Source organism: Blastopirellula marina, assembly GCF_002967715.1.
GTDB lineage: Bacteria > Planctomycetota > Planctomycetia > Pirellulales > Pirellulaceae > Bremerella > Bremerella marina_B.
In genome coordinates this window covers 25,050-45,720 of sequence record NZ_PUIA01000069.1, presented here as the reverse complement: position 1 = coordinate 45,720, position 20,671 = coordinate 25,050, and the positions used below count along the sequence as shown (strand labels likewise).

Annotated in this window: 13 protein-coding genes; 3 read left to right on the top strand and 10 right to left on the bottom strand. The window is 56.9% G+C overall.

Annotated features, from left to right (window positions below):
* Positions 1-100 precede the first annotated feature (100 nt).
* The 3 genes from C5Y96_RS20655 to C5Y96_RS20645 all read left to right on the top strand — a co-directional run bounded on the left by C5Y96_RS20655 (position 101) and on the right by C5Y96_RS20645 (position 3,698).
* A complete protein-coding gene (locus C5Y96_RS20655; protein WP_105357344.1) occupies positions 101-913 on the top strand; it encodes a DoxX family protein in 813 nt (270 codons plus the stop codon).
* A gap of 2 nt (positions 914-915) precedes the next feature.
* The gene (locus C5Y96_RS20650; RefSeq protein ID WP_105357342.1) at positions 916-2,688 is read left to right on the top strand and encodes a Gfo/Idh/MocA family oxidoreductase; all 1,773 of its coding nucleotides are present in this window, start codon (positions 916-918) and stop codon (positions 2,686-2,688) included.
* Positions 2,689-2,852: 164 nt separating this feature from the next.
* On the top strand, positions 2,853-3,698 hold the full coding sequence (locus tag C5Y96_RS20645) for a sugar phosphate isomerase/epimerase family protein (RefSeq protein ID WP_105357340.1): 846 nt from the start codon (positions 2,853-2,855) through the stop codon (positions 3,696-3,698).
* On the opposite strand, the gene C5Y96_RS20640 is transcribed toward C5Y96_RS20645, so the two are convergent.
* The 10 genes from C5Y96_RS20640 to C5Y96_RS20595 are packed head-to-tail and all read right to left on the bottom strand — an operon-like array spanning position 3,667 to position 20,665.
* The gene (locus C5Y96_RS20640) at positions 3,667-4,011 is read right to left on the bottom strand and encodes a hypothetical protein (RefSeq protein WP_105357338.1); all 345 of its coding nucleotides are present in this window, start codon (positions 4,009-4,011) and stop codon (positions 3,667-3,669) included. The two genes, C5Y96_RS20645 and C5Y96_RS20640, sit on opposite strands and share 32 nt — an antisense overlap.
* Positions 4,012-4,069: 58 nt before the next feature.
* Positions 4,070-6,019, bottom strand: a complete 1,950-nt coding sequence (locus tag C5Y96_RS20635) for a PDZ domain-containing protein (protein WP_105357336.1) — start codon at positions 6,017-6,019, stop codon at positions 4,070-4,072.
* Positions 6,020-7,045 carry a S1C family serine protease gene (locus C5Y96_RS20630; protein WP_105357333.1) on the bottom strand — a complete coding sequence of 342 codons (1,026 nt, stop codon included), beginning with the start codon at positions 7,043-7,045 and terminating at the stop codon, positions 6,020-6,022. It abuts the gene before it with no gap.
* Between the two features lies 1 nt (position 7,046).
* A complete protein-coding gene (locus tag C5Y96_RS20625) occupies positions 7,047-8,837 on the bottom strand; it encodes a S1C family serine protease (protein ID WP_105357330.1) in 1,791 nt (596 codons plus the stop codon).
* A 17-nt stretch (positions 8,838-8,854) separates the two neighbouring features.
* Entirely contained in the window at positions 8,855-10,099 is a 1,245-nt protein-coding gene (locus C5Y96_RS20620; protein WP_105357328.1) for an NPCBM/NEW2 domain-containing protein, read from the bottom strand.
* Positions 10,100-10,135: 36 nt separating this feature from the next.
* The gene (locus C5Y96_RS20615; RefSeq protein ID WP_105357320.1) at positions 10,136-11,203 is read right to left on the bottom strand and encodes a hypothetical protein; all 1,068 of its coding nucleotides are present in this window, start codon (positions 11,201-11,203) and stop codon (positions 10,136-10,138) included.
* A complete protein-coding gene (locus C5Y96_RS20610) occupies positions 11,200-13,212 on the bottom strand; it encodes a hypothetical protein (protein WP_105357318.1) in 2,013 nt (670 codons plus the stop codon). Before C5Y96_RS20610 ends, C5Y96_RS20615 begins: the two co-directional genes overlap by 4 nt.
* A gap of 57 nt (positions 13,213-13,269) precedes the next feature.
* Positions 13,270-15,594, bottom strand: coding sequence for a hypothetical protein (locus tag C5Y96_RS20605; protein WP_105357315.1), 2,325 nt, complete (start codon positions 15,592-15,594; stop codon positions 13,270-13,272).
* Positions 15,591-18,353 carry a hypothetical protein gene (locus tag C5Y96_RS20600; RefSeq protein WP_105357312.1) on the bottom strand — a complete coding sequence of 921 codons (2,763 nt, stop codon included), beginning with the start codon at positions 18,351-18,353 and terminating at the stop codon, positions 15,591-15,593. The genes C5Y96_RS20605 and C5Y96_RS20600 overlap by 4 nt, the downstream gene beginning before the upstream one ends.
* Positions 18,350-20,665 (bottom strand): vWA domain-containing protein, encoded by a 2,316-nt coding sequence (locus C5Y96_RS20595; RefSeq protein ID WP_105357309.1) that lies wholly within the window; start codon positions 20,663-20,665, stop codon positions 18,350-18,352. The genes C5Y96_RS20600 and C5Y96_RS20595 overlap by 4 nt, the downstream gene beginning before the upstream one ends.
* Between the last annotated feature and the right edge of the window lie 6 nt (positions 20,666-20,671).

Here is a 20,671-nt window from a genome sequence, read left to right as displayed (position 1 = left end):
TTGAGGAGCTAGTTCCCTGTCTACCTCGAAATACCAACTTGGCTGGACTGCCATTGTGATTTTAGTTGTCCTCCGGTGCGTCACCGGATGGCATTTCTTTATGGAAGGTTCCAAGAAGGTTCAAACCGGCGACTTTTCGTCGGCAGGCTTCCTGCGTAACGCCAAAGGCCCTCTCGCCGACAACTTCCGGGGCATGGTCTTCGACCTGTACGGAACGCAGCGGCTGAACAAGAAAGAGATCAAAGGCCGTGCCGATGGTTACCGCGGCTGGGCGCTCGATAAATTCGGTGAAAAGCCTGCCGGTCAGTTCCAGAAAGCCTGGGAACGCTACTGTAGCCGAATCGATTACTACTTCGATGAGAACGCTGAAGACATGGAGAAGTACTTCAATGAGCTTCAGGTCTACGAAGAGAAACGCCAGGATCAGCGATACCGGGGGGTTGCCCACTACGAGGATCGCCTGGCCGACAAGGACAAAGAACTGTTCAAGAGCCTGAGCAAATGGACGGGCGACATCGCCAAATTCGAGGCCGACTATATTGACGACCTCAATACAATTGGGCAGTCGGTTACGCAGAGTGATGCTCGGGTGAAGCAGGTGAATCCCAACCAGGGACCTGTCGATTTGATCGTGACCTGGGTCCTTTTCGTCTGCGGTATTTTGTTGATCCTGGGGCTCTTTACACGGTTAGCCGCATTGGGCGTTGCCGGATTTTTGCTCCAAGTGATGCTCGCTCAGTGGCCATTTGCCCACGGGGCGGACCTTACCTATGTCTATTATCAGTCGGTCGAGTTTGTCGCGCTGCTGTTGATCGCCGCGATCGGTGCAGGCAGATTCGCTGGGCTGGATTACATTCTTTGGAACTCATTTAGCAAGTGCTGCAGCCGCGGTGCATCCAATAAAGGGGAGTAAATATGAATTTGAAACCAGAAGAGCTCGCCGTCGGCAAGGAAAACTTCAACGAAGCACTCGGTGTGAATCGTCGTGACTTCCTGAAGGGTGTTGTCGCTGCAGGTGCCGTTTCCGGTGCTGGCCTGGGTGCCATGTACTTTGGTTACTCGAAGGTCAAAGATCCTGTTCGCATCGGTGTCATCGGTACCGGTGACGAAGGAAGCGTGCTGATCGGAGCTCTCAATCCCGAGTACGTTGACGTCGTCGCGATCTCTGACATTCGCCCCTACAACGTGCATCGTGCGTTCCACGGAGATCATTCCAGCCCTGCCGCATTGGAAGCCCGTCAGGGGCTGATGTCGGTTTACGGCTGGAAGACCGAAGACGAAGCTAAGAAGCACGTCAAGGTTTACACCGACTACAAAGAACTGCTGGCCGATCCGAACGTCGAAGCCGTGATCTGTGCGTTGCCGCTGTTCATTCACAAGCAAGTCGCCATGGACGCGATGGCTGCCGGCAAGCACGTGCTGACCGAAAAGCTGATGGCCCACACGGTCATGCAGTGTAAGGAAATGGGACGTATGGCCGAGGAGAAAGACCTCTACCTGGCCACCGGTCACCAACGACATTACAGCGTGCTGTATGACAATGCCGTGAATCTGATCCAGTGGGGCGTGCTGGGTGAAATTCACCACATCCGTGCCCAGTGGCACCGCGGCAATCTGCCAGGTGGCGACAGTTGGCAGCAGCCGATCCCCGGTGGCGAGAAGCTGGCCAACGGTAAGATGGAAGATCAGATCAAGAAGGGTATGGACGCTTTCAAGAAGCGTGCCGACACCGAAACCGATCCGGCCCGTCGTGCTCAGTACAAGGCCATGTACGCTCAGTATGCTGCTTGGAACGAAGATCAAAAGATCGATCCGACCAAGTACGGTTACCAAGACTTCACTATCCGTAATCGTCAGGGCGAAGAACGTCCGATTTCGGCAATGGAAGAGCTTTGTCGCTGGCGTTTGTGGGACCGCACCGGTGGCGGTCTGATGGCAGAACTAGGTAGCCACCAGTTGGACGCGGCATCGATCTTTATCAGTGCCCTGCGTAAGGATGGGAAGAAGGCTCACCCGTTGGCCGTGCATGCCACCGGTGGACGTCACATCTTTGGTTACGACCGAGACGCTGACGATCACGTCTACTGCATGTTCGAATTCCCAGGCAGCGGTTACGACCCGGCCTTCGACGTTGGCTACTACGACGACGTCACCAATTGGCCACCAAAGGGTAAGGGCGTTCCTTCCTACCAGGACGATCCACACAAGAAGGTCGTGGTGACCTACTCTTCCATCAACGGCAACGGCTTTGGTGGTTACGGGGAAGTGGTGATGGGAAGCAAGGGTTCGCTCGTTCTGCACAACGAAAAGGACGTGGCCCTTTACAAGAACGGCGTGTCGGCTGATACCAAGCTGAGCGTTAAGAAGGATTCTGGCGGCCCAACCATGGATACCCAAGCCAGCGGCGGTCAGACGAAAGCAGCTTCGCTTGCCAACGCAGCGACCCAAGGTCCGGTCAGCCGTGGTTACACGGAAGAGATCGAACACTGGGCATACTGCATCCGCAACCCAGCGCCAGAAAACAAGCCGAAGTGTCACCCGGAAGTCGCCATGGGGGACGCGGTGATCGCACTGACGGCTCGTCTGGCGATCCAACGCTCGAACCAAGGCAAAGGTGGTTACATTCCATTCAAAGAAGAATGGTTCGACATCCACAGCGACGCCACTCCGGAAAACGATTTGGCGTAGGGCCTTCCCTTCGCTCAAGCGTAAAAAAATAAGAAAAGACCCAGTGATTCAATTACTGGGTCTTTTTTTGCACGTATACCAAAGCGCATGGTTGCGATCTCAGGATACGTCCTTTACATTCCGCTAAAACGCTTCCTATTAACCCTGCCTAGAAGGAGATGACTGTGGAAAAGTGGGCGATTGGTGTGTTCACCAGCATTGATGCCGGACTCGGCGTGGACTTGGATGTGGCCCAAGAGTTGGGTATCAAGACAATTCAGATTCACGCTCCCCATCAGTCCTCTCGCAACCAAGAGGGTGCCGATAAGGTTCTGGCGAAGCTGAAGGAATATGGCATCGAAGTGACTTGCGTGTTTGGCGGTTTCGAAGACGAAAGCTACGCCGATATCCCAACCACGCAGAAGACGGTTGGTCTGGTCCCGCCTGAGACGCGTGCTGCTCGCACGGCCGAAATGAAAGAGATTGCCGACTTCGCGAACTTGCTCGGCTGCAAGTGCATTGGCTTGCACATCGGCTTCATCCCTCATGACACGAGCGATCCGCAGTACTCACAGGTCGTCGCCGTGGCCCAGGAACTTTGCGATCACTGCGCGGCAATGGGCCAGAGCGTGCACTTGGAAACGGGACAGGAAACGGCCGATGGTCTGTTGCAATTCATTGGTGACGTGGGTCGTGAGAACCTGAAGGTGAACTTCGATCCGGCGAACATGATTCTGTACGGGACCGGCGAACCGATCGAAGCGGTCAAGAAGGTCGGCAAGTTCCTGGGAAGCGTCCACTGCAAAGACGCCAAGTGGGCGGCCAACCCTGGTCAGGAATGGGGGCAGGAAGTGCCGCTGGGCGAAGGGGACGTTAACATCGAATCCTACCTGCGTGCCCTGCAGGAAGTTGGCTACGAAGGGGCACTGACCATCGAGCGAGAAATTCCCCAAGAGCCTGAGCGTCAAAAGGCCGAAGTGGGGCACGCCGTCACACTGCTTAACGGTTTGAAGACGAAGATCCTCGGTTAGGCGAGTTTCGTTTCTTCGACGGCCGCGGCCGCAACAACCAGATCAAGATGAAAAGCGGGATCACAACGATCGCCGCTTTTTTAAATAGCAGAACCGTCAGCACAGAAACAATGCCGATGGTGGCCAACCAGACTGGCAGCTTCGATATCTGCGGATAGCCAATCCAGATGGCCCCCAGAACCAAGCCAATGCGCAGAAGCACAGCCTGGATAGGTCCGTAATAAGACTGGTCCTCGGCAAAGAGCCAAATAGCACCTGCGGCGGTTAACGTGGTTAGCGAGATCAATCCGATTTGCGAGCGTTTCGAGAGCATCGTCCTCGCAGGGGCAAGCGGGGCTGGCGGCAAAGGAAGGGGCGTGACGGCGAGCGAATCAAATGCGATCGAGCGTGTTGAGCCAGTTGGAAATGGCTTCGATCTCCGCCTCGGATAGCTCGCTACCCGATACCTGCGACTCGATGACAGCGAACTTCATCTTCCGCAGTGCCTCGATCTGTGGGGCAACTGTCTTGGCTGAATCCGACTCTTCGGGATTCATGAAGACGATTTCCAGACGCTCAAGCGGTTCGTTGTCGGGAATGTTCGTTCCACGAGGAATGCCTGCTTCGATCGCCACGGCACCCGTTTGGACGTCGCGGTTTTCAAAGCCATGCAGCAAGGCCATTGCCCCGCCTGACTTGCCACCCACGGCAATCGTACGTGTGGCGTCGATGTTGTAGTTGTCGCGAACGCGATCGATCATTTTTCGCACGACCGAGATCTCAGGCCGCGTCCAACGCGACTCGCTGGCCGGTTGGATTTCGAGGACAGCGTAACCAAACGTGTCGGCCAATTTCTTCCACGTATCCCACTGCTTCTCAAGCTTGAACTCGGCGTCTCCCAGCAGAACGACCAAACCCAGCGATGGAAGCTTCTTAGCCGATTCGGGGACGAACAGCCGAGCGTTGTTCTTCTCTTCGGCTAGTTGGAAATCACTGTCGCCGGTAATAATGTCTTCCCGGGCTTCCACCCCTTCAGGAGCCGTGGGCGTGGCCACGTTGGCCAGAAATTCGGATGGCACGCCTTGCGGGGTAACCTCCAGGGGCTGCTCCGCGTCGCCGCGCACGATTACGAGCTTGTGGGCAACTTCCGGTTCCGCCGTAGCGACTGCTTCGCGGAGCGTTTGCGGTGTGTCGATTTCTGTGTCGTTGTACTTAATAATCTTGTCGCCAACTTGAACGCCTGAGGTTTTGGCCGCTGAGTCGTCAAGCACGTGGCTGACAACTGCTGAGTCGAGGGTGTTTCGGTCGAGTAGAATACCCAGGTAGGGACGCTCGTATGGGATGAGCTCGTCTGCCAGGGTAACGTTAAACGTCAGTTCTTCTTCACCACGCTTCACTTTGAATTCGAGCGTGTCCCCTGCGTAGGCTTCCCCCAGGATGTGCTTGAGCTGTGCCTGACGCTCGATCGGTCGCCCGTTGGCTCCGATCAGGATGTCTTTCTCTTGAATGCCGACAGCCTGGGCGGGACTGTTGTACCGCACGGCGGCGATCTCAGCGGGATCGGCGACGATGTCATTCCCCTTGAGGTTGATCCCCAGGAGCCCTGGCTTTAGGTCTTGGCCTTCCTTCAGCGTATCGAGCCGCCGCTGGATCTCGGTCAGTGGAACGGCGAACCCGATGCCGGAGTCGTACCATTCAAACCCGCCGGTCGCACCGGGGTCTTGAGGGGATAGTGGCGTGAGGATGCCGATCACGCGTCCCTGAATGTCGACGAGGGGACCACCATAGTTGTTCGGGGAGATCTTCGCATCGGTTTGAACCGCCTTGCCCCACACGCGATGAGTAGCGCTGACGATACCAACTGACACCGCAGGCACATCCTTGGCAAACGTTTTGCCAAGGGCGATCGCCCACTGGCCAGGCTGTAGTTCTTCGCGAGCAACGGCTTCTGGCACTGCCAGTTCGGCGTCGGTTTCGACTTTCAAAAGGATCAGATTGCGTTGGGTATCCTTCGCGATAATCTTGCCGGCGACGCGTTTGCCGTTGGGTAGCGTTACGAGAATGCCGGAGGGCTCTTGGATGAAGCCGTAGAGGCTCGACAGGATGAAGCCATCTGGCGAGACGATCGTGCCAGTGGTGCGGCTGGCTCCTTCGATAGGGCCCCCACCTTCGATCAAGCCACCGACCGTTTCAATTTGCACGACACTCGCGGCGACTCGTTCAACGGCGGATTGAATCGCTTGTTGTTCGGCAACATTCAACTGCTGAGCCTGTCCCGGTGAAGCGGTGAAGGCAATGCCCAACAGCAGTAGGCAAGACAGGATGGATAACGGCTTCGACATTTATTTCAGTTCGTTCAGAGTGAGTTCAACCAGTTGTCCGTCGCGCAGCACCGTTAGCGAGACGATGTCGTCTCGATCCTTGTAGCTAAACGTTTCGATCAGTGCCTTCTGGGAAGGAATCAGCGTTCCATCAGCATACAAAATCAAATCATCTGGCTGCAGCTTGGCCGCTTCTGCCAGGGAATCACGTTCGACTCGCTCGACATAGGGAGGCGTTTTGTCCAGCACATTAGGTACCAGTACCAGCCCTAGGTGAGTCAATGTCAGTGGTGAGAGGGGTTTCTCTTTTTCAGGATCAACCGCAGGTCGCGATCGCCCAGCGAGTAGGTCTTCGATCGGTTCACGCAGCTGTGCGATGGGAATGGCGTAGTTCAGCCAGAGGTCATTGCGTGAACTGCGGAGCTCTTTCCCCAGCAGGCCGGCAAAGTTACCTTCCTGGTCGGTCAGTACGCCGCCAGCGGCCCCGGGATTGTTGACGATCGCATCAACGATCAGCACCGGACCCTGGTAGGCTGAAGGGAACGTACTGCGTCGTGCTTCCAGCGGCGTAATCGCTGAGACGTAGCCACTGAGCACGCTGGCAGGCTCGTCTCCGGCAGCAATGCTAAACAGGTTGCTGAACGAGAGAATGCGGTCGCCCACCTTCGGAGAGACGCCCTTATCCAGACTAAAGAACGGCAGGTTCTCGGCGTCGATCTTGAGCAAGGCAATGCCAAAGCGAGGATCCGCCGCAGCAAGCTCGGCTACGAAGTGACGACCATCGTCGAGAACGACGGTGATCACGCTCGAGTCGAGGACATAGCTCCACGCGGTAAGGACATGCCCTTTGTCGGAAATGAGGCTGCCTGACTGGTACGATTCAAGACCGCGCAGACCCCCTGCCCCGTAGATTTTCACGACCTTCCGCTGAACGTCACGCGTCACTTCACGAAGGGGTGCTTCGGCATTGGCCGTTTGCATGGGGATCAGCAGGCAGAGGGTAAAGACGCTCGCCAGAAGCATCAGAGTTAAGTGCTTGCGGCTCATGTTACGCTCCTTCACCAGCCGGTTTAACCGACCACTTTTTCACTGTGATGATATCGAATGGATCGTCGCCATAGCGGACGACCATGCGATGCGGAAGCGTATAGCCGTCGGTCTCGCGGTATTCGCTGAATTCAATTTCGCACGGGTCAGAGTCGGTCTCGGGGAACATCTCCAGAACCATCAACTGTCCGGTGGTTTGGTCGAAGTAAGCTCGGATCTCCAGAGCATCGTACAGGCCGACCAGAACATCGTACTGGACGCCGAAGTCGCGTCGCGGGGCGGTACCCAGGTAATAGACTTCGCCGAAGGTGTCGAACTTCTCGCGGAGTAGACGCTTCCAGGTATAAAGGGCCAGGAAGAGGCCACCGCTGCCGGCTGGCTCGAGTTTCTCGGTCAGGTCGCCGGCGATTTCGATGTTGTGATTCACGCCAGCCATCTTCCCTTCGACGGTCATGGGGCCGATGTGGATCACGCCGTTGTCGTTGTCGACCAGCGAGTACTGCAGTTCCCAATTGTCGGAAGTCTTCGACCAGTCACCCAGGGAATCGAGCGCCTTGCGGAGTCGATTCTGGTGCTCCTGGTTGAAGTGGTAATTGGCGTAGCCGGTCTTTTCCTGGAACAAGTGCTTCCACTCTTCCGGCGGTTGGGCTTCTTCGGTTTGTGGGTGTCCCGGCACTGGAATTGGCTTCTTGGGTTTCTCTTCCCCTTCTTTCTTTGGGGCGTCCTTGTCATCTTCTGGCTGAGGAGCTTCTTCCGGGCTGGGAGGAATCGGAGCGTTGCCTGTTTTCTCGAGCAGTTCTCTTCGCGAGTGAACGCCGGCCAGACGAACGACCGTGTCGTAACGCTTCCCTTCGCGGCGATACGAAAGCGGGATGCTCCAACCGCGTGGGTAAATCCCCAGGATATTTTTGAAGCCGTTGACGGTGGTGATCTCGCGGTTACCGAAGCTGATGATCTCGTCGCCGTATCGCAATCCTCGTCGGTAGGCGTCCGACGAACTCAAGATATTGGTTACCACGACGCGCCCTTCCGTGTCGGTGGTAACAGTGGCACCCAACGTGGCGTGGTCGATGATTCGGCCGCTTTTCAAGTAGCCCAGGAAGTTCATGACCTGGTTGATCGAAATTGCGTAACCGACCCCCACGTTCACACGGCCACGTTTCTCGAACGAGCCACGTCCGTTGATGCCGATCAACTGGCCTTTGTCGTTGAACAAGGGGCCGCCTGAGTTGCCTGGGTTGATGGCGGCATTGGTTTGCAAGCAGTCGGTGTATTCCAGCAGCGTTCCGGCTGGGTACTGATAGCGGTGAACGCCAGAGACAATGCCCCAGGTAACGGTCGGTTGCAGGTCGGTTGCCAGGAGGAACGGATTACCCACGGCAAAGCACCAGTCGCCTGCCTGAACGGAGTTGCTGTCGACGATTTCGGCCGCTGGGAAGTCGTCGCGGCCGAGCATTTTGATAACGGCCACGTCGCCGACAGGATCGACGCCGACGATGACGGCATCGTAGACCTTGCCCCCATCTTCCGGCATGCTGCATTTCATGAAGTTGCCGGCAGGATCAGCCACGTGAAAGTTGGTGACGGCATAGCCATCGGCGCTAATGATGACGCCGCTACCACCACCGGCGGCTCCGGCGAAGACCGAGATCGTGGATGCCGAGGCCTTTGCGACGGCAGCGATCCGGGCCTGTTCGGCCTTGAGTACCAGATCCATCTCTGCTCCCTTTGCACCAGCGGCAAACAGGAGGGAAAGGGCAATCAGTGGGGCTATGGTGGCAGTGCGAAGCATGCGGGTTTCTTCTCGAATTACTTGAGCAAACGTGCCTGGACGAGATGGAGCACGTCGCCAAAATCTTCGCCGTCACTTGCGTCGACTACGATCTTGAGTCGACTGACGCCTGAGATGTTCAAGGCGATATCTTCCGGCGTGGTTTGATGGTCGAATTCTTTTTCAAACAGAATCTTCTGATCGCCAATGACCTGCAGCTTGGCAGTGCAGATCCCGAGGCTTTCGGGGGCAATGCCAACGCGCAATTGCAGTTGGCGGAAGCCGGACGGCAACTGGTAAAGCAGTTCAGACGTGGCATGCATAGCGATACCGCGCGAGTAGAACTGCGGCTGCTGATCTTCTTCCAGTTGAATGGGATCGCCCTGGAACGATTGGTTCATACGCGGGGCGTAGACCATCGAGAAGTCATCGACGGCGATCGCGGACTTCAGGATAGGAGACCAAGTGATACGCGTCGGTTTCAGCTCGTCCAGGAACTGAATGTTGCCAGCGGCGAAGTCGAGCTTTGTGATGCGGTCGAAAGGTACTGGGATCTCGGTGCCGGTCAGGATAGTCACTCGTGTCTGCCCGTTATTCATCTTGATCGACCGGGCAACGAGCGTCGACTCATCATTCAGGTGCACCTCGCACAGCGGCGCGGGAAACTCTCGGGCGGTACGCTGGTAGAAGAGCAGTCCGTACAGTTTCGCAGGATTGACGGTGGTCGTGATGTCGTCGAGTTGAATCTTGACCCCCTCGGCGGTGACTCCATGAATGACGACCTCTTGCACGGTTAGCATCCCTTCCCGGTTGAGAACGATCGCGTCCCCACCGGTGTGCTGTTGGGCCAGTTCGTGCCACTTTTCGCGCAGAGGGTCATCGTCGGGGAGTTTGGTGCCAGGAGACTGCGGATCAGTCGGAAGCAATCGAACTCCTTTGAGAGCACTTCGGCCGATTTCGACGCGTGCCCCAGAGGTCAACATCAATTCGGCATTGCGGGACGAAACCAGCATGTCTCCGACAAGTAGCCGCGAACCATCCGCGAAGAACAACTCTTTCGTGACAGGCTGTGGTTTGACGGATTCGGTTTGATCGAGCGGGCGAACGCTGATGATCTCTTTGGCGGGAAAGACGGAAGTCTTGCCATCGGCAAGCCTGATTTCAAGCGAGTCGGCCGACAACTCGATGAGCTCGCCGCTCGTATTGGTTCCGTCCAATTGCTGAACCTCGACCGCTGGCCCAGCGGCGAGGAACGAAAGCAGGATGAGGGAAAGCGTCTTCATGAGGCTTCATGTCTTACGACGACAAAGGTCTGGTAGTTACTGGTTGGCCGAGGATGGATCGCGAGCAATCTTGCGGAAGTACTCTTCAATCGCTCGGCGATAGTGCGAAGGGTACTCGTTCGAGATCTGCTGCAATGCTTCCTGGCGTTCTTTCGGAGGTAGGTTGCCCCACTCTCCCTTACTCTTGATTTCTTTGGTGTCGACATTGCCGGGGCCGCTTTCGGCACCAGGCTGACTGTCTTGCTGAGGCTGCGAGCCTTGGCCGCCGCCTTGTTGGGATTGCTGCTGTTGCTGCTGTTGTTGTTGACGCTGCTTTTCCAGGTCTTCGATCATCTTGTCGAGCTTGGCCACGACGTCTTCTTCGGTCTGGCGGACCTTTTTGCCCGCCCGGCCGAGATCCAAACGGCGTTCGATGTCGCGCATCATACGGGCCACTTCATCCAACGAATCGGTTTCGAGCGGTTCGATGTCTTTGAGCATCATCTGCGACAACGCTAGGTACCGGGCCGGAAGGCCTTCCGAGCGGGCCAGCAGTTGCTTCAGCGTGGCGACACACTCTTCCTTTTGCAGCAAGTAATGCTGACAAGCGGCTTCAAAGAACAGCAGTGCGGCCGGGTCGACCACCTGGTCAGGCGTCGGTACGCTCAGTTCTTTGAGAGCTTCGTCATAGAAGCCCTTCTCTGCGAGCCACTTGCCGTAGACGAATTTGGCGTGATTTACGAGGAAGCCTGGGGGCCAGGCATCCGGATTGCTCGGGTCGAGTTCGATAGGACCTTGATAGACGCCGGTGTCTTGAAAGGCTTGTAGCTGCTGCCAGATGTCGTCAGAGCTGATTTCGAGCGATTGATCGAGCAACTGACGAACGGTGAGCGACGTGTTGCTGTCGTCCATCCAGAGGGTCAGCAGTTTCTGCTTGGTATCGGACGGGGCGTTGGTGATCTGGCTCCAAGCCGTGAGTTCTTCTGCCAACTGTTCACGCGTGGGAGAGGCCCAATGATCGGCGACGGCGAGACCCGATTCCGCGTGGGTAAATCCTGCGGAAACGTGAAGTCCCCCGAGAGCGACGATGCTGCACAAGCAGCAGGCAATTCGGCGAAAACTCATTGGTTCTTCCCCTGAACATTGTCCCGAGTGATGTCGTAAATGCGGCTTTGGCGCTCGGCCAAATCCCGCAACAGATTCCTCAAATCGTCGCTGGTCGCCTGACCGACTTCATCGTCGGCATCGTCCAGCATTTGAGCGTAGCGATTGGTTCGTTGATTGACGCGAACTTGCATCGACTTGATCAAGCGTAGCTCGGCAATCTTGTCGACAAGCGGCTCTTCACCCTGTTGCTGCTGCTGTTGTTGCTGTTGCTGCTGTTGTTGTTTGCGTTCTTCCTGTTCCTTCTGAGCTTGCTTCAGGGCTTCAAGTAGTTCTTCGAGCCCCGCGACGATATCTTCTTCGATGGTGATAGTCAAACTGTCGAGCTTGGCTTGTCCCAGGCGATTGGCCACTTCCTGCATGTCTTCCCGCACCATCATCATCGATTCAGGGAATGCGATGGAAGAGCCTTCCTCTTTGAGCAGTTCCAGGCACTTGTCCGCTTCCACGACGATTTGCTTTTCAGCGAAGCTGAGCTTGCCAGCTTCCGCGTCTTCGGCTGAGCCTCGCTGGTCGAGAGGGATCTGCGACAGGCGTTCGGTATCGTCGTTCACACGCAACTGCATTTCGAGCATCTTCGTGAAGCGTGCTTCCAGACGAGCCAGAACGCGTTCGATCTCTTCTTCTCGCAGCTGACGCAAAATCTCTTCGAGTTCGGCGATTGCCTGCGCTAACTCATCGCGTGCCGCCTGTTGCTCTTGAACGGCCCCCTCTTTGTCGGCGTCGTCGAGCTTCTTTTGGGCCTCTTGCATTCGACGCTGGGCTTCTTCAATGCGTTTGCGCGGCGAGAACTCTTGTTGTTGTTGCTGCTGTTGTTGTTGGTTCTGGTCCGACTGCTCGCCTTGTTCCCCCTGCTGACCTTGTTGTCCTTGCTGCTGCTGATTCTGCTGGCCCTGTTGGTTTTGTTGTCCCTTTTGGCTCTGCTCTCCCTCTTCCCCTTCCTGGCTTTCCTGAGGCTGGCCATTCATGGGGGACTCGCCCATTGGGCCTTCTTTCTTTTCCGATTCTCCTTCTTTCATTTCGGAGTCGGATTTGTCAGAGTCTCCCTCTTTCGGCTTCCCTTCCTTCATTTCCTGGTCGGACGATTTACCTTCTTTGGGTTCCCCCTCAGATTCCGAGGATTGCCCGTCTTTCGATTGGCCTTCCTTTGACTCGCCTGGTTTCGACTGACCTTCCTTCGATTGTCCCTCTTTGTTTTGGCCATTTTGGGAATTGTCGGATTGGTTCATGTCGCCGGGCTTTTTATCGCCAGACTCTCCTTCAGGCTTGTCACCTTTATCGGAGTCTTCGGGCTTGCCCTCTTGGTCCTTGGAATCACCCGACTTGCCTTCTTTCGAGTCGGCATCTCCATCAGCGGAAGCGTCTTGCGGGCGACCGCCTTCTTCCTGCTCAGCGATTTCATCGGAGAGGGATTTCGCATCGTCGGCCAGACGGGCCTGTTCGTCGGAGAGAGGTTTCGTCTGAGCACCCCCTTCGGTCCGACCTTGAATACTACGCTGGCGATTCAACAACTTCTGGGCCGACTTGATATACGATTTGATTCGCTCTTCTTCGTCTTTGATTTGCTCGTCGCGGTTTTCGCTTTGCAGCAGCTTGAGCAGCGTCCGCAGATCGTTCTCGATCAGGGTTTGCTGATCGGTGGCGCGTTTGAGTTGTCCCTCGGTAAGCGATCCGGACGTTTCTTCCATTCGCGACAACACGCGCAGGTTACGGCTGTTGCGAACGGCTTCACGTAGCAGGTTGGCTCGTTGGGGATTATTGGCCTCGTCGATATCAGCCATCTTCAGCATCAGCTTTTCGAGCACGTCGAAATTGGCGCTGAGTTGCTGTTGCCGTTCGGCCAGCCCGGCGTTGGTAGCACCTTCCGGGGCTTGGGCATAGAGAAGCCCAGGAACAGTGGCCAGGCAAGTAAGGAGAATCAGCCCTCGCAGTCCAAACAGCGCACTTCGTATCGAAGGACTTTTAGGCATCGTGTTCTCCCTAGGATGAGAAAAGCAGATGATCACATTGTAACCACCTGAGGACATTTACTTTAACAGATCAAGGATCTGCTTCTTCCGCAAATCTTCCGTTTCTTCGCGAAGATCTGTCTGAGCGTCGATCAGTTGACGCATCTTTTCCATAAGTTCGTTGAAGTTCTCCAAATCAAACATCTTCTCTAAGATACGTTCCATTTCGAGAATGATTGCGTCCGTTTGCTCCAGGGCAACCTCTACGACCGGCATAAACGGTTCGGGCTGTTCGTAAAGTGCCTCCAATTGTTGCGTTGTGCTCTGTAATTGAGCATGCATTGGGTTGGATAGCTTCGCAATCGGCTCGATAATCATCTTCTCGAGTCGTTCCTTGCGAGCCGGCGTATCCATCCGGTTAGACGTCAGTTCTACCCGGATTTCTTCGAAACCAACTCGAATTCCGACGAGTTCGCCATCGGCCTTCTTACTGGCTTGCATGGCCCTCTGGATGCGTAATCTCTGCAGATCGAGTGCCTTACGGAACAATTCTTGTGGATCTTGCGGCTCGCCTCCCCTCTCGGGGGTGGTTTCCGAGGCGGCGAACTTGTCAGCCCCCAGGGCAAAGCGTTTGGCGTCGATCTGGATACGGGCAAATTCCTCTCGCAGTCGCATGGTCTCGTCGCGGATCTGCTCGAAGCGGCGACGCAGGTCGAGTTCTCGTCCTTCCAAGAGGGAAAGCAGCTTATCGGCCGTCACCACATCCAATTGCAGGCGATCCGCCGTGCCGATGTTCCCCTCCCCGTCCAGGTCGCACTTGTCCTGGGCGAAGATGGCAATGGTCAGTTTGTCGTCAGGGATGACGCGTAAGATGCCATCTGGCGTCTGTTGATTCTTCAGGTCGATGATCGTGGTGAACGCCCCTTCGGCGTTGGTGGTGATGGGAAGCTCCATTTTTGCTCCCCCAATGACCTGAATTTCGACCCACGAGCGAGCGACCCCGAAGTCATCTTGAATGCGTCCTTCCAGTCGGATCTGCGCGTTCTGCGTGATTGCCGAGCCGATGCCTACCGGTCGCATTTCGACCGCGGGCGGCGAGTCAGGCACCGCGGCAATTTTCAGGCGGTAGGGAATCTCGTTGGTGACGCCGTCGATATCGTGCAGCGAAACCTCCAACGGAAGATCGCGCGAAATGCTGGCGTACTGCTGGGTGATCGTGGTGACGGGAGGATCGAAGGTCAGTTCCTGCGATTCTTGCGTCGAGAGATCGAACAGCGTTGCGGAAACAACCGGTTTGCTGGTCGTCATGTTCAAGGTTACTTGCGATCCAACCGGCAATTGGGTGGCACCGGAAACAACTTCTTTACGTGGCAGAAGACCGGTGTACTCGGGCAGCACGGCGTCGACTTCGCTGCTGGTGATGAACGGACGATCGACGACCTCGATACGGTAATCGGACAGCTTATGATCGTAGCCAATGACATCGAATGCGAGCGACGTGGTCATGCCGGTAAGTGGTTTGCGATCGAAAACAAACGGCAGCTTGCCCTCTTCGCTGGCCGAACCGACACGCTGCATGCGGACCGAATCGGAAATCCCATCGCCGGTACGGTACACGAGCGTACAGTACCGCGGCGTGTACGAGGCACTCGAGTCGGCGGCGACCAGCAACCGTACCGAACTACCGCGAGCGATCTTCACCGTTTTGTCGGTGAAAGGAATCACGACCGTGGTCGATCCTTCCTGACCGCCAGCTTCGTTGCGCTGCAGAATCTCGAGACCAACGACCTCGATGCGGGCAAGTCGCGGCCAAGTCGCTTCGCTCAATGCCAGGCGGCTCATCCAGGTTTGAAACGCGGGAAACGCGATCAGAGCAAACAATGCCACGCTGAGCAGGGCTGCCACGGCTGCCGTCCCCTTGCGCCACAAAGGGGTGGGATCGAACAAGTCGGTCAGCTTGGCTTCCGGTAAGGCGGCCAAGGCATCGTGCCGCGTCTTAGCGAGCATCTCTTGCTCGTACGCGTCGGCAACGTTCTCGGATTCGGCCGCTTCCACTGTCGTGAGCAGGCTTTCGCCGAACTGCGGGAAGCGACGTTCAATCAAGAGGGCCAGGCTGCGGTTGGGCATGCTGACCGCAAGCCGCCGGAAGATCAGTTGAATCGCAATCCAAAGGGTACCGATGCCGCCGATCGCCAGCAGCACGCCGCGGGCTTCGACCGGCATTTCACTGGCCCCAAACGTTACCGGAAGGTAATCGATGCCCAGACCCACCCAGTAGACGATCCCCAGCCAAATGACGATGGCGGCGATGCCTTCGATGATGACGTACCGTCGGATGCGGCTACGAAGTGCCGAGAGCAATTGAATAATCGAATCGGGAAGTGGCTCGCGCGGAGTGCTCATGCCAGTTTTGCGAACCTCCGTTGAATCCATTCCACACTCAAAGCCAATACAATGAAGGCCATCAGCCAGCCTCGCAGGATTTCCTGGAAGCTGCGGTCAGTTAAATCGGGAAGTGCCGTGTACATGTCGCGTGGAGGTAAAACTTCAGGCCCAATATACGACGGCAGGTTTTCACTTTTCATCAAGTCGTTGATACCCACAATCGACTTGCCGCCGGTTTCGCCGGTGAGCGCTGTCAGTACGGCGTCGTCGCGACGAGGGTTGGCGATTTCGCGATCGGGAATGCGGGCCCTGACTTCACGCGTCAGTAAGCTGTCGTCCCCACCACCTGGAAGCAAGACTTCAATGCGATACTCGCCATCTTGCAGCGGTGTGAACTGGCCAGCGTATTGCCCCTGCTCGAACTCAGGGAGTTGGCGAAGGATCAGCGTCTGCTCTGTCCCATCGGGCAAGATCAGACTGCCTTCGATTTGTGGGTCAGAGAGTGGATTGTGCTGCGAGTCGGTGAGAAACGCACGCACTTCGACCGTTTCCCCGAGCGAAACACGTTCGGCACTGACCAGCAGCAGACCGCGGCTGGAGTCACGCGCCAATCGCCCTTGCGAGGCATAGCGGATCAGCTTCGTATAGAACGCTTCAAAGTAGCCGACATCCATCGAGCGGATTCGCCACATTTCGCCACTGCCCAGGAAGATGACACGCCCTGCACCGTAAAAGTGCGAGGCCATGTAGACTGGCGACTTGTTGTCTCCCAGCCCTCCTTGGGCGTCGACTTCGGCCCAGACCGATGCCCCCGGCTTCACGCCGCTGACGGTGAAGTAGCCGTAGACGCCAGGGAACTGTTGCCAGATGCGGCTGCTGACATCGGCAGAGCTGTCGACTCGCAGGGCTTCCGCCTTTTGACCTTCCGGAGTCAGGATCACCTTGCGGGCCGTCTCCGAGCCGAAACGTCCCAGGCCGATCGAAGTACCGCGGCTGAAGAACGTGACAGGGTGTAAATCTTTGATGATGTCGACCGCGTCATTGCCACGCCGCAAGCTTGCCCACTCAGGGGTGTAGATTGGACCGGCCACAACGATCAAGCCGCCGGCTTTTTCGCCTACCCAGCGTTCCAGCAGTTGAATTTGGTCGAGCGATAACTTCGACCAATCGGGATCGAAAGCGACGATGCAGTCGTAGTTTTCAAATAGCTCTGTCGGATCGCTAGGGAACTCGAATAATAGTTCGTCCGATTCCTGCGAGATCCCCTGCTCTCCTGTTTGCAGCAGGACATGTAGTTCGACATCTTTGTCGCGGTAAAGCTGATTGCGGAGGAAGCGGTATTCTCGCGTCGGGCCGCCAGCTAGTAGCAGCACGCGATTACGCTGCTGCACGATCTGTACCTTGACCACTTTCTGGTTGTCGGACTGATCGATGTCGGTTTCCGAGGTCGAAACGATCCGCAGCTGGTAGGCCCGGGTGCCGATGTTCTCCGGCGTGATCTGGAAGTCGACCGGAATGACTTCGCCATCCTTGCCCAGTTGGATCGGCTCGGAAGCCATATCGATAGCTTCTTCTTTGAAGTTGCCTTCGTCGTCGATCACGCCGGAGGCAACCTGCAGCGTGACGAACTTGTTGGGCATACCAAAACCTTGGATGTAGCCGCGGAGCTGAAACTGGTCGCCAGGATAGGCTTTGGCCGGGGCCTCCAGGTCAACAATCCGTACGCTTTGCGGCTGCTGGTCAGAACCGAGCCCCACGGTGACGATGCGTGCACCAATTTCGCGAGCCATGCGTGCCGCTTCGATCGGAGGGGTGCCTTCGTTGTTGGCCCCGTCGGTTACCAGCAAGATGCCAGCGAATGGACCACCCCGTTCTTGATTGACCAGTTGAATCACGGCATCGCCGATGCGGGTTTCCAGACCGGTCGGTTGCAGTGACTTGCCCCAGTCGACATCGGCGATCTCGGTGGCGTCTTCTCCGCTGAGCTCGACCGGTGCGGTAGCTTCGGCCTTCTCGGCTTGGGGATCAGGCTCGCCCAGGACAATGTCCCAGGGACGCACTTCGTCGTTTTTCAGATCACCAAACGCAACCAGCACCACAGCGGCCAGCAGGCAGAATGCGCTGACGAAATTGAGCGGTGCCGCGACATTGGACGAAGCCAACAAGCCGCCTGCCGCCAGGCTGATCAGCCCCACCGCTACCAGGCCGATGCCGGTCCAGGTGATCCACGTCATTTGCGACCACTGTTGATCGAACGTGGCTGAATGTTGTTGCTCCAGTTCGACTTCGTTCTCGCCGGTGCGAGGGAAGAACGCGACGTTTCGCGGGGGCGAGGAGTCGTCGAAGGTCATCACGCTGACGTCGTGCGAGTCGCGCAACTGCTTGAGGAGTTCGCTTTGCGAGAGGAGTGTGATGGCCTGATCGGCACGCGAAGTGGTATCGGTGCCGGTTCCTGGCGTTGCATCGGCCAGGCCCATGCTTTGGCTCGTATCGACCATCACGGCTACACGCGAGTTCTCGCGGACTTCACGCTGGGTTTTCTTTTCCAGGTTGAAGAAGAAAAACAGCAGACCTAGTAGTGCTGCCGTACGCAAGCCGAACAGGACCAGCCGGCTAATCGATGGCAACGCGTGCGAATCGCGACGCGACCACCACCAGACGAAGGTGACGATAGCGGCAATGACGGCGACCAGCGTGGCCCACTGCGACCAGTATGGCAGTTCCGATAGTCGGCTGAACTGATAAGCGGTAACGGTATTTGTGGCGGCCTGGTTCACGCGGCAGATGCTCCTGGAGCCACTGGGTGGTAGCTCGCGTAATAGGCCAAGACTTGTTCCAGCAGCAGTGCCCCGAGGACCAGCACCAGCAGAATGGTTTGCCAGTTGGTTCCTTGTTGGGCAGCGTTATCGTATTGCCACGCATCGGCGGCAAAGTAATTGAAGGTCACCGATGGGTACAGCTGTCGCAGGTTCGTTTCGTTCATGCTCAGCAGATCACTTTCGGTGATCTCAGGAGCCAGCGAATAGCGTCGGACTTCGTTCGCCCCGTCGATCTTTGTCAGCCAGGCTTCGTACACGCCTGACTGGCCGGTCAGGAAGCGTCCCGTAACCGAATCGACCCCGCCCAATTCCGCGTTGCCATTCAATGTGCCAGGGACCGCTTCCATCTGCAGACGCTCGCTTCGATCGGTCGGAAGCCGCGTGGCACCTGGGCTGTAGAACTGAACGTCCGCGCGATAGTCGGAAGTCGGGGCGATCACCGAGATCGGTGACCCAACCGGGAACGTCGACTCGCCGCTTGCCGCACTGCTGGCGTAGTTCCGCAATTCGAGGATGGCGACAATGAAGCTGGGGTTCGTGGCCCAACTGTTCCATTGAGGACCGAGCGAAGTGAGGAACGTGATGACCTTCCCCTTGCCCAGTCCGTGTTCGAGCACCAGCGGATCGCCGTTTCTCAAGCTGCCCAGGATACGAACATTGTCAGGTTTCTCGGTGGCGAACTCAGGGACGACCGGGAAGTATTTCCCAACGACCAGCCGTCGCAGGAAAGGATTCTTTTCGCCAGCGAAGACTTTGAATACCGGGTTGTCGCCGGGATCAAAATCGGGGGGACCATCCGGCGTGTTCTGTGAAAGCTCGGCAGGTCCCTGCAGACCAGATGGCAAGAGATCCGCCTTGGCGAGTTCGTCGAGCCCCAGTTCATTCGTGCCAGGGCCGCAGTACCAGACGATCCCGCCGCCTGATTCGACGTACTGTTTAAGCGTGGTGATAACTCGTTCGTCCAGCATCGGTGGATCGATGATGAACACTGTCTCAAACTTCGCCAGGTCCTTCAGTTCAGCCGTCGTCAGAAAGCTGCTGCTGGTCGTGGTCGGGCTGATGCCAGTCGAGACGTTCGGCCCAGGATTGAAGACCGATTGCAGGTAAAACGCATTGGTCAGCTTGGGATCGCCGTCGACAATCAGCACCGGAATGGTCGACTCGACCTTGGTGGTGGCGAAGCGAAGATTATCCAGCGGCAGTGGATCTTCCGGCAAGCGGAAGGAAAGGACGTGCGAACCTTCGGCAGGGAAGATGATTTGGGTTTGCCGTGTGACTTGATCGCCGGGCGGAATCTCGTCGAAGGTGATCGGTAGTTGGTCGTACAATCGCTGAAGTGCATTGCCGGCCTGGGAAATGTCGGTCATGCCTGAGTTGGAACCGAACAGCTCGATGTTGACCGGGACATCGACGGCCGTTTGCTGGCCAAAATTGCGTACGGAAACCTTGACGATGGTTGGGATGCCGGCAACGACGGTTCCGCTGCCAATGGTCACGTCGGTGATGGCTAGGTTGTCTTGCGGAAGTCGGGCACAGTTGATCCAGTTCAGCTCGAGCGAACGCTGTTCGATCTGGGAAATCGGGTCACGAAGAATGGCTTCCGATCCCCAGTCCTTCTCGCGGAAGTCGGAAACGATGTAAACCTGGGCGACTTCGGATTGGTCGAACTCAGTCACGATTTCGCTGCCACGCTGCAGGACTTCGGCCAGCGGAATGGTTTGCTCGGTTGGGGAGGTGTTGGCCAGCAGTTCTTGGAGCTTGGTGATGCTGGTCGAATCCATGTCGACCCGCATACGGGACTCGAGATTCGGGGCCTTGGCGTCGGCGTCACCGCGCATGATGTCCGAATAAAGCACCACGGAAATGCGTTGCGGGCGATCTTGATTGGCCAGGTTCTCGATGATGCGGTTGGTGGTCTTCACGGCCGACTCGAAGGCCGTGTCGCCCCCCAGGCGTTCGCGCATCGAGAAGGTGTCGTCCAGCAGGATCAGGTGATGAGTCACCCGGTCGCCGATCATATTCGACCAACTTTGTGTCGTGATCAAACCGGCCAGCATGGCAACAATCAACGCGATCGCGGCCATGCGCGTGAGCAGCAGTAGAAGCTGGCGGAGCATGACCCAGTGCTTCATCCGCTTGTGGCTTTGAAGCAGGAAGTCCATAGCCGCCCACTTGACGCGCCGGTGCCGCATCATGTTGATCAGGTGGATCAACACGGGAAGCGATACGAGGGCAAACGCCCAAGCCAGAGCTGGATAGACGAAAAGCATTACGCC

Bases quoted from the DNA above. Each gene is read 5' to 3' on its own strand.
- C5Y96_RS20625 (WP_105357330.1), bottom strand. From the start codon at position 8,837: ATGCTTCGCACTGCCACCATAGCCCCACTGATTGCCCTTTCCCTCCTG.
- C5Y96_RS20605 (WP_105357315.1), bottom strand. From the start codon at position 15,594: ATGAGCACTCCGCGCGAGCCACTTCCCGATTCGATTATTCAATTGCTC.
- C5Y96_RS20630 (WP_105357333.1), bottom strand. From the start codon at position 7,045: ATGAGCCGCAAGCACTTAACTCTGATGCTTCTGGCGAGCGTCTTTACC.
- C5Y96_RS20615 (WP_105357320.1), bottom strand. From the start codon at position 11,203: ATGAGTTTTCGCCGAATTGCCTGCTGCTTGTGCAGCATCGTCGCTCTC.
- C5Y96_RS20650 (WP_105357342.1), top strand. From the start codon at position 916: ATGAATTTGAAACCAGAAGAGCTCGCCGTCGGCAAGGAAAACTTCAAC.
- C5Y96_RS20655 (WP_105357344.1), top strand. From the start codon at position 101: ATGGAAGGTTCCAAGAAGGTTCAAACCGGCGACTTTTCGTCGGCAGGC.
- C5Y96_RS20635 (WP_105357336.1), bottom strand. From the start codon at position 6,019: ATGTCGAAGCCGTTATCCATCCTGTCTTGCCTACTGCTGTTGGGCATT.
- C5Y96_RS20640 (WP_105357338.1), bottom strand. From the start codon at position 4,011: ATGCTCTCGAAACGCTCGCAAATCGGATTGATCTCGCTAACCACGTTA.
- C5Y96_RS20610 (WP_105357318.1), bottom strand. From the start codon at position 13,212: ATGCCTAAAAGTCCTTCGATACGAAGTGCGCTGTTTGGACTGCGAGGG.
- C5Y96_RS20620 (WP_105357328.1), bottom strand. From the start codon at position 10,099: ATGAAGACGCTTTCCCTCATCCTGCTTTCGTTCCTCGCCGCTGGGCCA.
- C5Y96_RS20595 (WP_105357309.1), bottom strand. From the start codon at position 20,665: ATGCTTTTCGTCTATCCAGCTCTGGCTTGGGCGTTTGCCCTCGTATCG.